General features: G+C 62.7%; 13 protein-coding genes and 1 tRNA gene. 4 read left to right on the top strand and 10 right to left on the bottom strand.

Annotated elements, in window-relative coordinates; genetic code table 11:
• Positions 1-46: 46 nt before the first annotated feature.
• From HS968_RS20205 to HS968_RS20175, 7 genes are all read right to left on the bottom strand, one after another.
• Positions 47-841 (bottom strand): ABC transporter ATP-binding protein, encoded by a 795-nt coding sequence (locus tag HS968_RS20205; RefSeq protein WP_119693360.1) that lies wholly within the window; start codon positions 839-841, stop codon positions 47-49.
• Complete coding sequence (locus HS968_RS20200) at positions 841-1731, bottom strand: ABC transporter permease (protein ID WP_106736916.1); 891 nt, start codon at positions 1729-1731, stop codon at positions 841-843. Before HS968_RS20200 ends, HS968_RS20205 begins: the two co-directional genes overlap by 1 nt.
• A gap of 110 nt (positions 1732-1841) precedes the next feature.
• The gene (locus HS968_RS20195; protein WP_182368418.1) at positions 1842-2819 is read right to left on the bottom strand and encodes an ABC transporter substrate-binding protein; all 978 of its coding nucleotides are present in this window, start codon (positions 2817-2819) and stop codon (positions 1842-1844) included.
• A gap of 82 nt (positions 2820-2901) precedes the next feature.
• Positions 2902-5733 (bottom strand): valine--tRNA ligase, encoded by a 2832-nt coding sequence (locus tag HS968_RS20190; RefSeq protein WP_182368417.1) that lies wholly within the window; start codon positions 5731-5733, stop codon positions 2902-2904.
• A gap of 150 nt (positions 5734-5883) precedes the next feature.
• Complete coding sequence (locus tag HS968_RS20185; protein ID WP_182368415.1) at positions 5884-6321, bottom strand: DNA polymerase III subunit chi; 438 nt, start codon at positions 6319-6321, stop codon at positions 5884-5886.
• A gap of 60 nt (positions 6322-6381) precedes the next feature.
• On the bottom strand, positions 6382-6801 hold the full coding sequence (locus tag HS968_RS20180; RefSeq protein WP_182368414.1) for a DNA polymerase III subunit chi: 420 nt from the start codon (positions 6799-6801) through the stop codon (positions 6382-6384).
• 76 nt (positions 6802-6877) lie between these two features.
• On the bottom strand, positions 6878-8365 hold the full coding sequence (locus HS968_RS20175) for a leucyl aminopeptidase (protein ID WP_182368413.1): 1488 nt from the start codon (positions 8363-8365) through the stop codon (positions 6878-6880).
• Positions 8366-8507: 142 nt separating this feature from the next.
• Here HS968_RS20175 and lptF point away from each other — a divergent pair, with 142 nt between their 5' ends.
• Together lptF and lptG are read left to right on the top strand one after the other, a co-directional pair.
• Positions 8508-9626: an LPS export ABC transporter permease LptF gene (gene lptF, locus HS968_RS20170; RefSeq protein WP_182371660.1), complete on the top strand. Its 1119-nt coding sequence runs from the start codon at positions 8508-8510 to the stop codon at positions 9624-9626.
• Positions 9619-10683, top strand: a complete 1065-nt coding sequence (gene lptG, locus HS968_RS20165) for an LPS export ABC transporter permease LptG (RefSeq protein WP_182368412.1) — start codon at positions 9619-9621, stop codon at positions 10681-10683. The genes lptF and lptG overlap by 8 nt, the downstream gene beginning before the upstream one ends.
• Before the next feature lie 74 nt (positions 10684-10757).
• Here lptG and HS968_RS20160 read toward each other — a convergent pair whose 3' ends face one another.
• The 3 genes from HS968_RS20160 to HS968_RS20150 form a co-directional block, all read right to left on the bottom strand.
• The gene (locus HS968_RS20160; RefSeq protein WP_106736908.1) at positions 10758-11255 is read right to left on the bottom strand and encodes an RDD family protein; all 498 of its coding nucleotides are present in this window, start codon (positions 11253-11255) and stop codon (positions 10758-10760) included.
• Between the two features lie 105 nt (positions 11256-11360).
• A complete protein-coding gene (locus tag HS968_RS20155) occupies positions 11361-11573 on the bottom strand; it encodes a cold-shock protein (RefSeq protein WP_003459665.1) in 213 nt (70 codons plus the stop codon).
• 344 nt (positions 11574-11917) lie between these two features.
• Positions 11918-12002, bottom strand: a tRNA-Leu gene (locus HS968_RS20150).
• A gap of 217 nt (positions 12003-12219) precedes the next feature.
• On the opposite strand from HS968_RS20150, the gene HS968_RS20145 reads away from it, so the two are divergent.
• Positions 12220-12993, top strand: a complete 774-nt coding sequence (locus HS968_RS20145; protein ID WP_182368410.1) for a substrate-binding periplasmic protein — start codon at positions 12220-12222, stop codon at positions 12991-12993.
• Between the two features lie 35 nt (positions 12994-13028).
• Positions 13029-14072, top strand: coding sequence for a tRNA preQ1(34) S-adenosylmethionine ribosyltransferase-isomerase QueA (gene queA / locus HS968_RS20140; protein WP_182368409.1), 1044 nt, complete (start codon positions 13029-13031; stop codon positions 14070-14072).
• Positions 14073-14074: the final 2 nt, after the last annotated feature.

Raw genomic sequence — 14074 nt, 5'->3', positions numbered from 1 at the left:
AAGGTGCCGCGGACGTTTCGGTGCGCATGGCGCACCCTACAAGGGGTCAACTCAGCAACAGGGCGTCGTCGGCCAGCTTCTCGCCACGCACCTTCTCGAACATTTGCAGCAGATCCGGCACATCCAGGCCCTTGCGCTGCTCGCCGGCAACGTCCAGCACCACCTGGCCCTGGTGCAGCATCACCGTGCGGTCACCGACATCCAGCGCCTGGCGCATGCTGTGGGTGACCATCATGGTGGTCAGCTGTTTCTCGGCAACGATGCGTGCGGTCAGTTGCAGGACGAAATCGGCGGTGCGCGGGTCGAGTGCCGCGGTGTGTTCGTCGAGCAGCAGGATGCGCGAGGGTTGCAGCGCTGCCATCAGCAGGCTGACCGCTTGGCGCTGACCGCCGGAAAGCAGGCCGATGCGATCGCTCAGGCGGTTTTCCAGGCCCAGGCCGAGGGTCGCCAGGCTTTCGCGGAAGCCCTCGCGCATGGAGGCACGCACCGCTCGGCCGAGACCACGACGCTGGCCGCGTTGCTGCGCCAGGGCCATGTTCTCTTCGATGGTGAGGTCTTCGCAGGTGCCTGCCATTGGATCCTGGAACACGCGGGCGACACGCTGGGCGCGGCTCCAGACGGGCAGGCGGGTGACGTCCTGCTCGTCGATCATGATCGTGCCGCTGTCCACCGGCAGATCGCCGGACACGGCGTTGAGGAAGGTGGACTTGCCGGCGCCGTTGGTGCCGATCACGGTGACGAACTGGCCGCTCGGGATGTCCAGCGACAGGCCCTGCAGTGCGCGGGTTTCAATCGGCGTGCCGGGGTTGAAGGTGATCTTGAGGTTCTGGGCACTGAGCATCAGATGTGCCTCCTGCGAGCCAGGCGTTTCTTCGCCAGCGGGATGACCAGGGCGATGACCACCAGCACGGCGGTGACCAGGTTCAGATCCTGCGCCTGCAGACCGATGAAGTCGCTGTTCAGCGCCAGGGCGATGAAGAAGCGGTAGACGATGGCGCCGAGGATCACCGCCAGGGTGAGGTAGAACAGGCGGCGTGCCGGCAGAATGCTTTCGCCGACGATCACAGCGGCCAGGCCGATGACGATGGTGCCGATCCCCATGGAGATATCCGCGCCGCCTTGAGTCTGCGCGAACAGCGAGCCGGCCAGGGCTACCAGTGCGTTGGAGATGGCCATGCCGAGGATGACCATGGCGCCGGTGTTGACGCCTTGCGAGCGCGCCATGCGCGGGTTGGAGCCGGTGGCGCGGATGGCCAGACCTTGCTGAGTGGCGAAGTAGCTATCCAGTGCCAGCTTGGCGCCGATCACCACTACCAGCAGGATCAGCGGCCGGGCGATGTAGTCGATCAACCACTCGGGTTGCAGCACGGTGAAGATGGTTGGCTCCATGATCAGCGGGATGTTCGGCCGCCCCATGATGCGCAGGTTGATCGAATACAGCGCGATCATCATCAGGATGCTGGCCAGCAGATCCATGATCTTCAGGTGCACGTTGAGCACCGCAGTGACCACGCCAGCCAGCGCGCCGGCGGCGGTGGCGATCAGCGTGGCCAGGAACGGGTCGGTGCCATTGGCGATGAGGACAGCGCAGACCGCGCCGCCCAAGGGGAAACTGCCGTCCACGGTAAGGTCGGGAAAGCGCAGCAGACGGAAGGAGATGAATACGCCAAGCGCCACCAGACTGAAGATCAGGCCGATCTCGAGGGCGCCGAACAGGGAAAACAGGGACATAGAATTGACCTGGTGGGTGGGTGGAAACCGAGCGGCCGTGATATTGGCAGCGCCCACCGTCTATCACGGTGAGCGCTTTGCCGCGGCGCGCTCAGTTACACCCGTACAGCTTACTCGATGATTTCAGCCGCCGAGTCCAGCAGCTCCTGGCTCAGGGTGACGCCCTGACGCTCGGCAGCGGCCGGGTTGAGGAACAGGCTGAGGTTTTCGCTGGTTTCCGGCTTGATGTCGCCGGGCTTCTCGCCGTTCAGCACGCGCAGCACCATGCGGCCGGTCTGCTTGCCATGTTCGAAGTAGTCCAGGCCCAGCGCCGCGATGGCGCCGCGTTTGACGCTGTCGGTGTCGGAGGCGATCAGCGGGGTGCGGGTGTCGTTACCGACCTTGACCAGCGACTCGTAGGCCGAGACCACGTTGTTGTCGGTGTTGGTGTAGATCACGTCAACCTTGCCGACCAGGCTGCGGGCCGCGGAGCCGACGTCGACCGAGCGCGGTGCGGCGGCTTCGACCAGGGTCATGCCCATGCTCGGCAGCAGTTCCTTGAGACGGCGAACCACGACAGCCGAGTTGGCCTCGCCGGGGTTGTAGACCATGCCGACGCGCTTGGCGTCCGGCAGTACGCGCTTGATCAGCTCCATCTGCTTGTCCAGTTCGAGCAGATCGGAAACACCGCTGACATTGCTGCCGGAGGCTTCCCAGTTGCGTACCAGCTGCGCTTCGACCGGATCGGTGACGGCGCTGAACAGGATCGGCGTGCTCTTGGTCGAGGCGACCAGCGCCTGTGCCGACGGCGTGGCAATGCCGACGATCACATCCGGACGGTCACCGATGAACTTGCGGGCGATCTGCGCAGCGGTGCCCGTGTTGCCCTGGGCACTCTGATACTGCCACTTGAGGTTCTCGCCTTCGCGATAGCCGCCTTCTTCGAGGGCGGCCTTGATGCCGTCGCGCACCGAGTCCAGCGCCGGGTGTTCGACGATGGCAGTGACGGCCACGGATTTCTGTTCAGCGGCGATGCTGGCGCCGGGAGCACCCAGGGCCAGTGTCAGGGCAGCCAGGGGCAGCCAGCGATGTTTGGCGATCTGCAGCATTGCTATCTCCTGCCGGGAGGTATGCCCGGGTATGTGGCGAATATGCGGCGGCGCGCCTTCGTGGGGCGCGCCGTCCGGGTTCTTACAGATTGGCGATCTTCTCGCGTTGTTCTACCAGCTTGGCCAGTGCCTGCTCGGCCTCGGCCAACTTGGCGCGTTCCTTTTCCAGCACTTCGGCCGGAGCCTTGGCGACGAAGCCTTCGTTGGCCAGCTTGCCGCCCACACGTTGTACTTCGCCTTGCAGGCGGGTGATTTCCTTGTCCAGGCGCGCCAGTTCAGCGTCCTTGTCGATCAGGCCTGCCATCGGCACCAGTACCTGCATCTCGCCGACCAGGGCGGTGGCGGACATTGGCGCCTCTTCACCCGCGGCCAGCACGCGAACCGATTCCAGCTTGGCCAGCTTGCTGAGCAGCGGCTCGAAGTCGGCCAGGCGGCGCAGATCCGCGTCGTTGGCGTTGGCGACGATGATGTCGATGCGCTTGGCCATGGAGATTTTCATCTCGCCACGGATCTGGCGTACGCCGAGCATCAATTGCTTGACCCACTCGATGTCGCCTTCGGCGGCCGGGTCGATGCGGCTTTCATTGGCCACCGGCCAGGGCTGCAGCATGATGGTCTCGCCGCTGATGCCGGCCTGGCTCTTGATGCGCTGCCAGATTTCTTCGGTGATGAAGGGCATGAACGGGTGCGCCAGGCGCAGGATCACTTCCAGCACGCGCACCAGGGTGCGGCGGGTGCCGCGCTGACGCTCGAGCGGTGCGTTCTCGTCCCACAGCACCGGCTTGACCAGCTCCAGGTACCAGGCGCAGTACTCGTCCCAGATGAACTCGTACAGGGCTTGCGCGGCCAGGTCGAAGCGGAAGGCATCGAGGTGGCGGGTCACGTCCTGCTCGCAGCGCTGCAGGGCGGAGATGATCCAGCGGTCGACTGGCGACAGGTCGACGGCTTCGCCATGGATGCCGGTGTCCTGGCCATCGGTGTTCTCGATGACGAAGTTGGCAGCGTTCCACAGCTTGTTGCAGAAGTTGCGGTAACCCTCGACGCGGCCCATGTCGAACTTGATGTCGCGGCCGGTGGAGGCCAGCGCCAGGTTGGTGAAGCGCAGCGCGTCGGTGCCGTAGGCGGCGATGCCGTCGGGGAACTCGGCGCGGGTCTGCTTGGCGATCTTCTCGGCCAACTTGGGCTGCATCATGCCGCTGGTGCGCTTGGCTACCAGCGATTCGAGGTCGATGCCGTCGACGATGTCCAGCGGGTCGAGCACGTTGCCCTTGGACTTGGACATCTTCTGCCCCTGACCGTCGCGCACCAGGCCGTGCACGTAGACGGTCTTGAACGGGATCTGTCCGGTCAGGTGGGTCGACAGCATGATCATCCGGGCGACCCAGAAGAAGATGATGTCGAAGCCGGTGACCAGCACGTCGGTGGGGTGGAAGGTCTTGAGGAAATCGGTCTGCTGCGGCCAACCGAGGGTGGAGAAAGTCCACAGGCCGGAGCTGAACCAGGTGTCGAGCACGTCTTCGTCCTGGCGCAGGTTGGCATCGCCGAGGTTGTGCTTGGCGCGAACCTCAGCCTCGTCGCGACCGACGTAGACGTTGCCGGCATCGTCGTACCAGGCTGGAATGCGGTGGCCCCACCACAGCTGACGGCTGATGCACCAGTCCTGGATGTCGCGCATCCAGCTGAAGTACATGTTCTCGTACTGCTTGGGCACGAACTGGATCTCGCCGCTCTCGACCACGGCGATGGCTTTCTCGGCCAGCGGCTTGGTGGAGACGTACCATTGGTCGGTCAGCCACGGCTCGATCACGGTGCCGGAGCGGTCGCCTTTCGGCACTTTCAGGGCGTGATCTTCGATTTTTTCCAGCAGGCCGGCGGCGTCGAAGGCGGCGACGATCTGCTTGCGTGCGACGAAGCGGTCGAGGCCGGCGTACTCGGCCGGCAGGCTGCCGTCGATCTCGCCGTTGACGCTGCCGTCGATGTTGAACACCTGGGCTTGAGCCAGCACGGCGGCGTTCTTGTCGAAGATGTTGATCAGCGGCAGGTTGTGGCGTTTGCCGACTTCGTAGTCGTTGAAGTCATGCGCCGGGGTGATCTTCACGCAGCCGGTGCCGAACTCGGGGTCGCAATAGTCGTCGGCGATGATCGGGATGCGGCGGCCCAGCAGCGGCAGTTCGACGAAGGTGCCGATCAGCGCCTTGTAGCGTTCGTCTTCCGGGTGCACGGCCACGGCGCTGTCGCCGAGCATGGTTTCCGGGCGGGTGGTGGCGACGATCAGGTAGTCTTTGCCGTCAGCGGTCTTGTTGCCGTCGGCTAGCGGGTAGCGCAGGTTCCACAGGCTGCCTTTCTCGTCGTGGTTCTCCACTTCGAGGTCGGAAATGGCGGTGTGGAACTTGGTGTCCCAGTTGACCAGACGCTTGCCGCGGTAGATCAGGCCGTCTTCGTGCAGGCGCACGAACGCTTCCTTGACTGCCTCGGACAGACCTTCGTCCATGGTGAAGCGCTCGCGCGACCAGTCAACCGAACTGCCCAGACGACGAATCTGGCGGGTAATGGTGCCGCCGGACTGCTCTTTCCATTCCCAGACCTTTTCCAGGAATTTCTCGCGACCCAGGTCATGGCGACCGATGCCGTCGGCGGCCAGCTGGCGCTCGACCACCATCTGCGTGGCGATGCCCGCGTGGTCGGTGCCCGGCTGCCACAGGGTGTTGCGCCCCTGCATGCGGCGGAAGCGGATCAGGCAGTCCATGATCGAGTTGTTGAAGCCGTGGCCCATGTGCAGGCTGCCGGTGACGTTCGGCGGCGGGATCATGATGGTGTAGGGCTCGCCCGAGCCCTGCGGGGCGAAGTAACCCTTGGCTTCCCAGTTCTGGTACAGGGCAGTTTCAATGGCGTGCGGCTGGTAGGTCTTGTCCATGCGCGGCGGGACCCTTTGACGGCTGATCGGAAAAGCCGGCAAGTATAGCGGGGATAGGGCTGACGGCGTAAGGGTGAGGGCGCGGCATTCGTAGGGTGCGCCGCGCGCACCAGCGGTTCGTTGGTTGCCTTGGTGCGCCGTATCCTGCGGTCAGGATTTGCGTGGAGGCAGCAGGCGCGGCAGGCGGGCTTCGAGACGGCGCTTGAGTTCGGCTTCGATCTGCGGCACGAAGTCGTCGATCACATCCTGCAATATCAATTGCGCCGCAGCGCGCAGTTCGCCATCGAGTTGTTGCAGTTCGCGGGTGCTGTCATGCAGGCGTGGCTGTAGGTTGGCGCGCACAGGGCTCGGCGTCGGCTGGCTGATTGGTGCTGGAGCTGAGGCGTGGCGTGCCGCCGGTGCCACGTTGAACGGCGGAGGCGGGCCGGGTGGCGCACTGACGATATCGGAAAGCACCGGGATGCTGTCCGGGTCGAGCGAGTCGATCAGCAATGGTGGCTCGTGGCTGTCGTCGCCCAGCAGTTCGCGGATCGATTCCAGGTCGTGCAGCAGCTGAGCAGGTTTTTGCGGAGGTTTGGGGGTGTCCATGGCGGTCGGCACAGCGAGAAGAAGGGCAGGGGTGGCCTGTGTTGTGAGCATCAGCAGGCGCTAAAGTTCGACGCGCTTGGGATCATACCCGCGCTGGCGATAGCTGCGGAAATTCTCGCGACAGGCGTTCAGCAGTTCAGGCTGCTGGTTGACGATCTCGATGACGCGGGCAAAACGCTCGACATTGGGCGACAGGCTGCTGCCCAGGTTGATCAAGACACCCTGTTCGGTGCTGGGCACTTCATCGATGCCCACGACCACCGGCGACAGCGGGGCGTCACGGTGCAGGTCATGAGGCACGAAACGCTCAGCCTTGAATTGCCAGAGCATCTCGTCGAGTTCGTCACACTGCGCCTCGTCGCTGCCGCGCACGAACACCGGCATGCCAGCATTCCAGGCTTTCAGAGCCAGCTGGCAGGCGGCGCGCAGGCGGCCCTGGGCGTCGCTGGAGGAGAGGACGTAGAACTCGATTCTGGGCATTGCGATACCAGGAGTAGGGCGGTGCTGTAGGAGCGAATTCATTCGCGAATGAATTCGCTCCTACAGGTCGGTGGCGTCAGGCCTTGGCGCGATCCAGCAGGTACTGGGTCAGCATCGGGACGGGGCGGCCGGTGCCGCCCTTGTCCTTGCCGCCACTGATCCAGGCGGTACCGGCGATATCCAGGTGTGCCCAGTGGAATTCCTTGGCAAAGCGCGACAGGAAGCAACCGGCGGTGATGGTGCCGGCCTTTGGCCCACCAATGTTGGCGATGTCGGCGAATGGGCTGTCCAGCTGCTCCTGGTACTCGTCGTACAGCGGCAGTTGCCAGGCACGGTCGTCGGCGGTTTCGCCAGCCTTGAGGATCTGCTTGATCAGCGCGTCGTTGTTGCCCATCAGGCCGGAGACATTGCTGCCCAGAGCGACGATGCAGGCGCCGGTGAGGGTGGCGATGTCGATCACCGCCTGCGGCTTGAAGCGCTCGGCGTAAGTCAGGGTGTCACACAGCACCAGACGGCCTTCGGCGTCGGTGTTGAGGATTTCCACGGTCTGTCCGCTCATGGTGGTGACGATGTCGCCAGGACGGGTCGCACGGCCGCTGGGCATGTTCTCGGCGCAGGCCAGCAGGCAGACCAGGTTGATCGGCAGTTGCAGCTCCAGCACGGCCTTGAGAGTGCCGAACACGCTGGCAGCGCCGCACATGTCGTACTTCATCTCGTCCATGCTGGCCGCCGGCTTGATGCTGATGCCGCCGGTGTCGAAGGTGATGCCTTTACCGACCAGGGCGAAAGGCTTGTCGTCCTTCTTGCCGCCCTGGTAGTGCATGACGATCATGCGTGGCGGCTGCTCGCTGCCCTGGGCCACGGCGAGGAAGGCACCGGCGCCGAGCTCCTTGAGTTTCTTCTCGTCGAGGATCTCGACCTTGAGGTTCTTGTGCGCCTTGCCCAGGGCCTTGGCCTCTTCGGCCAGGTAGCTGGGGTGGCAGAGATTCGGCGGCAGGTTGCCCAGGTCTTTGGTGAAGGCCACGCCGCTGGCGATGGCGCGGGCATGCTGCAGGCCACGCTCGGCATCGGCCAGCTCGGCTTTGTCGACGAACAGGGTGATTTTCTTCAGTGCGCGAGGGTCGGCTTTCTTGCTCTTGAATTGCTCGAACAGGTAAGTGCCATCGGCCAGGGTTTCGACAATCAGGCGGGTCTTGCCGTAGGCATCGCGGCCCTTGACCTTGAGTTCGCCCAGAGCCAGCAGCGCGTCGCTGCCGCCCAGGCCCTTGAGTACGCCGTGCACACCTGCAACCAATTTGCGCAGTTGACGGTCGGATAGGTCGCCCTTGCCGCTGCCTACCAGCAGCACACGCTCGGCCTTGAGGCCTGGCAGGCTGTGCAGGAGTAAGGTCTGGCCCGGTTTGCCGGCGATATCGCCGCGCTTGAGAACGGCCGACAAGGCTCCGCCGCTGGCAGCGTCCACGGCCTTGGCCACCTCGCCCAGCTTGCGGCCTTCGCCGATGGCGACGACCAGGGTGGCGGTCTTCAGGGTTTCCGGACGGGTAGTTTTGACGAGGAATTCCATATGAGCTGTCCCCAAGACAAAGAGTCGGGTTTGACGGATAATGGCCGCCATTTTTCGAGGGTCCACCTTAAGGTGGGCCGGCAAGTAGGTGCGGCTAGTTTGAGCGCTCGTGCCTGAGCCTGACAACCCTGGAGCGTCCGGTTTGATCGTCTTCCGTTATCTTTCCCGTGAAGTGCTGGTAACCCTCAGCGCGGTAAGCGCCGTGCTGTTGGTGATCATCATGAGCGGCCGTTTCATCAAGTACCTGGCTCAGGCTGCGCAGGGCGTGCTCGACCCGGGTGTACTGTTCTTGATCATGGGCTACCGGATCCCGGGCTTTCTGCAGCTGATTCTGCCGCTCGGGCTGTTCCTCGGCTTCCTCCTGGCATATGGCCGGCTTTATCTGGACAGCGAAATGACCGTGCTGTCAGCCACCGGCGTCAGTCAGCAGCGTCTGACCGTTTACAGCATGGCGCCGGCATTGATCGTCGCACTGCTGGTCGGCTGGCTCAGTCTGGGCCTGGCGCCGCAAGGCGTGGCCAGCGTGGCGCGCATTCTCAATGAGCAGGATGCCCTGACTGAACTCGACACCTTGGTGCCAGGGCGCTTCCAGTCGATGAAAGACGGTTCGCGAGTCACCTATTCACAGGAATTGTCGGCGGATCGCAGCGAGCTGCGCGGTGTGTTCATGTCCGAGAAGCGCCTTGCCGCCAGCAGCGGCACCGAGCGCGGCATCACCGTGCTGGTGGCCGAAAGCGGGCGCCAGGAAATCCAGGCCGATGGCAGTCGCTATCTGATTCTGGAAAACGGCTACCGCTATGACGGCGAGCCGGGGGAGGCTGATTACCGCGCCATTCGTTACGACACCTATGGTGTCCTGCTGCCCAAGCCGGAAGTGGCCGTCGAAGCCAGCGAGCGCGAAGCAATGCCGACTCGCGAACTGTTCGGCAGCGACGACCCGCGCATGCAGGCCGAGTTGCAATGGCGTCTGTCGATCCCGTTGCTGGTATTTGTGGTCACCCTGCTGGCTGTGCCGCTGTCCAAGGTCAATCCGCGGCAGGGGCGCTTCCTCAAGCTGTTGCCGGCAATCTTCCTCTATATGGCCTATCTGGGCCTGCTGATCGCGGCCCGTGGTGCGCTCGACAAAGGGCGGTTATCCCCTGCGCTTGGCCTGTGGTGGGTGCATGGCATCTTCCTGAGTATAGGTTTGCTGCTGTTGTACTGGGAGCGCCTGAGCCTGTGGTGGGCTAGCCGTCGTGTGTCGGAGGTGGCCCATGGCTAAGTTGGATCGCTACATCGGCACCCAGGTTTTCTTTGCCATTCTCGCGGTGCTGGGCATCATCCTCGGCCTGGCGCTGCTGTTTGCCTTCATCGACGAACTGGGTGATCTGAACAAGGGCGATTACGGTCTGGCTCAGGCGCTCTGGTACATCCTGCTGACCGCACCGCGCCGCGCTTACGAGATGCTGCCGATGGCAGCGCTGATCGGCTGCCTGATCGGTCTCGGCACCCTGGCCAGCAACAGCGAGCTGACCATCATGCGCGCGGCAGGCGTCTCCATCGGGCGCATCGTCTGGTCGGTGATGAAACCCATGCTGGTGCTGATGCTGGCGGGCATCCTGATCGGCGAATACGTCGCCCCTCTCACCGAGAATCAGGCTCAGGCCGACCGCGCTCTGGCGCAGGGTGGCGGTGCCGCGCAGAGCTCCAAGCGCGGGATGTGGCATCGTCAGGGGCAGGAATACGTACACATCAACGCCGTGCAGCCCAATGGCGTGCTGCTTGGGGTGACGCGCTACCGTTTCGATGATGAGCGTCGCCTGCAAGTTGCCAGTTTTGCGCGTCGAGCCGAATTCCGTGACGGGCAGTGGATGCTGCGTAACGTGCAGACCACCTTCCTGCATGAAGACCACTCCGAAGTGGTCAAGCAGCCTGAAGAGCGCTGGGATATCGAACTCAATCCAGAACTGCTCGGCACCGTGGTGATGGAGCCCGAGGCGCTCTCGGTTACCGGGTTGTGGCAGTACATCCACTACCTGAGCGAGCAGGGATTGAACAATGCGCGCTATTGGCTGGCCTTCTGGACCAAGTTGCTGCAACCGTTGGTGACGGCCGCCCTGGTGTTGATGGCGATTTCCTTCATCTTCGGCCCGTTGCGCTCGGTTACCTTGGGGCAGCGGGTGTTCACTGGCGTGCTGGTGGGCTTCGTGTTCCGCATCGCCCAGGATCTGCTCGGGCCATCCAGCCTGGTGTTCGGCTTCTCGCCGTTGCTTGCGGTGTTGGTGCCGGCAGGTATATGTGCGCTGGCCGGGGTCTGGTTACTGCGTCGAGCGGGCTGATATCGAAGCAATGAAAAAGCCGGCTCTGCAGCCGGCTTTTTATTGTCCGCGATTCTGATGGTGAGCGTCAGGGCTCACTTCTTGTGGATATTCTTCGGCAACTGCACCACTCGGCTATCGGAATAGATGTCGTGCCAGGTGCGGTGCTGTTTGTCCCAGAGCATCCAGATGAAACCCAGCCCGGCGAACAGCCATGAGCCGATGGATACGACGAAGCGGAGCAGGGCCTGCCATAGATCGATGGCACTGCCGTCGGCATTCTGGATGCGTAGCCCCCACGCCTGCATGCCCAGCGTCTGGCCGTTGTGCGTCCAGAACTTGGCGAAGAAGCCGAAGAGACTCAGCAGAACCAGGCTGGCCAATACCGGATCATTGTCCAGCGCGCCGGCCTCGGCCATTGCCCGTAGCGTATCGCCGCCATGGATCAGGCGCAGAATGCCTTGCTGGTAGATCAGAGTGACCACCATGATCAAGGCTACGCCGAGCAGAAAATCATAGAAGATTGCCGCTAGGCGACGGATCAGCCCTGCCGTGGGAAAGTCTCCCTGCGGGCGTAGCGTGTGTCTTGGCATGACGGGCTCGCTGTGACGATAGAGCGGGCCATTCTAACCGCGACTTTTCTGCATGCATAAAAAAACCCCTGATAGTGATCAGGGGTTCTTCAAAGCAGCGGCGAATTAGCCCAGGACTTGAACCTGGTCAGCCTGCATGCCTTTTTGACCTTGCACAGCTACGAAGCTGACTTTCTGGCCTTCTTTCAGGCTCTTGAAGCCGTTGCCTTCGATCGCGCGGAAGTGCACGAACAGATCCGGACCGCTCTCGGGAGTGATAAAACCAAAACCTTTCTCGTCGTTAAACCACTTGACGGTACCGTTCTGACGATTCGACATGTCTTTTTCCTTGAAACTAGAGTTGATGACAGCCTCTATCGCTTATTGTTAGAGGGCTGAGACTGGTTGCAAAGAGTAATAGAAGTCGAGCGGGATGTAGCGGATCTAAATGATCTGCCGCACCTGAGTCACGATTCACAGCGACCCATGCAAACAGTTGGATAACTCTACGCTAACTTTTACGCAATTGCCAACCCCTGCCCGCACCGTCGCCGGCCAGGTATTACGGGGCTTACCGAGGCACCGAGAACCCGCCGCGGCCATAAAGTTGCAACAATCGATCAGGTGGTTCTCGCCGATACGAAAAAAGCCCGCAAGACCAATGTCTTGCGGGCTTTTAATTGTGGTGCCCCGGGGGAGACTCGAACTCCCACTCCTTTCGAAAACGGATTTTGAATCCGCCGCGTCTACCGATTCCGCCACCGGGGCACAATGGCGGCGCAGTATAGGGATCGACCTCGCGTCGGTCAATCGGCGTTATCTGTTAATGAATCCATATACCAAGTGCCAATGGCGCAACTGGCCGTATCCCGCTTTTATTGCCTCGGCGCTCGGGCGGTTGGCGCTAGAATCGCGTCTGTCATCAGCAGTGCCGAGTCCGGTGTTTATATCGGTGTATCGGAGCCGTCATGGAAGGGGAGAGGGTGTGTTCAACGTCTTTTGCCGGGCGATCATCACGGTTTTGCTGCTGGTCCCTGCCTCCCAGGCCGGCACCCTGACCTATGCCGTGACGGACGAAAGCTGGGTGCCTTACTGGATCGTCGAGGATGAGCGAGTCAGCGGCATTCTGCATGAGTTCATGCTTGCTCTGGACGAGCGATTGCCAGAGGCGTTGCAGGCCAGTCACCCTCTGCCACCGCTGCGTACCCAGAAGCTCTTTCGTGAAGGCCTGCTGCAGATCGAATGTTGCGTGAGCAAGAGCTGGCGCGGTTCCGCCGAGCAAGCTGAGAGTTCGCTGTGGACGGTGCCCGTGCTGGAAGCGGAGGAGATACTGATTTTCGCACCCGGTAGGCGCTTTCCTTATCGGCATCTCGAGGATTTGCGTGGCCGTTCCATTGCCACGGTGCGAGGTTATGGGTATGCCGGCAGTGAGTATTTTCAGCGTAACGATGGTGCCGATGTCCGCGCCTTGATCTACCGGGTTGCTCAGGGGCATAGCGAGGCTGGCATTCTGGATCGCTTGGAATGGCGCTACCTGCAGCATGAGGGCGCGCAAGTGCAGGCGCCACGCTGGCGCGTGGAGGAGGGGCCGGTAATCAATCGCTCGCAACTGCGGTTGCGTTTGCATCCATCATTGGCTGAACGATTGGCGGCGTTCAATGCCGCTGTAGTGGCCTTGCAGCGCGATGGCACCCTGGCGCGTATCGTTGCCCGGCACGCACCGCAGGCTCACGTGGCCGGGGAAGGGGAAATCCGGTAAGCTTTGCCACCCTGCAGAAATACCCCCTCCGAATCATGCGTGTTGCCGATTTCCACTTCGATCTTCCCGAACAGTTGATCGCCCGTCATCCCCTGGCCGAGCGCCGTGCCAGTCGCCTGTTGCAATTGGATGGGCCGAGCGGCGAGCTTCGCCATGGCCAGTTCACCGATCTGCTCGGGCAATTGCGTGCCGGCGACCTGATGGTGTTCAACAATACGCGGGTGATTCCGGCGCGCTTGTTCGGGCAAAAGGCATCGGGCGGCAAGCTGGAAGTGCTGGTCGAGCGCGTGCTCGATCAATATCGCGTGCTGGCCCATGTGCGCTCCAGCAAATCCCCCAAGCCTGGTTCGCAGATTCTCATCGAGGGTGGTGGCGAGGCCGAGATGGTCACGCGCCACGATGCGCTATTCGAGCTGCGCTTTGCCGAGCCGGTATTGGCGTTGCTCGAACGTGTCGGCCATATGCCGTTGCCTCCTTATATAGATCGCCCCGACGACGAGGCGGATCGTGAGCGCTATCAGACCGTCTATGCCGAGAAAGCCGGTGCGGTGGCCGCCCCTACTGCCGGGCTGCACTTCGATGACGAATTGCTGGCTGCGATTCGTGCCAAGGGCGTGGACACCGCATTCGTGACCCTGCATGTCGGTGCCGGGACCTTCCAGCCTGTGCGTGTCGAGCGGATCGAAGATCACCACATGCACAGCGAGTGGCTGGAGGTCGGCCAGGACGTCGTCGATGCCGTGGCCGCCTGCCGGGCGCGTGGTGGACGGGTGGTGGCGGTGGGAACCACCAGTGTGCGTTCGCTGGAAACGGCTGCGCGCGATGGCGAGTTGAAGCCGTTCAGTGGCGATACCGACATCTTCATCTATCCGGGGCGGCCGTTTCATGTGGTCGATGCCCTGGTGACCAACTTTCACCTGCCCGAGTCGACCCTGCTGATGCTGGTGTCGGCCTTTGCCGGTTATTCCGAGACCATGGCGGCCTACCGCGAGGCGGTGGCGCAGGGTTATCGCTTCTTCAGTTACGGTGATGCCATGTTCATCACCCGCAATCCCGCCGCGCGCGGGCCCGAGGTTTGAGC

This window comes from Pseudomonas berkeleyensis, from assembly GCF_014109765.1.
GTDB lineage: Bacteria > Pseudomonadota > Gammaproteobacteria > Pseudomonadales > Pseudomonadaceae > Aquipseudomonas > Aquipseudomonas berkeleyensis.
Note: the sequence above shows the minus strand (reverse complement) of the source record. Positions and strands in the feature narration are given on the sequence as shown.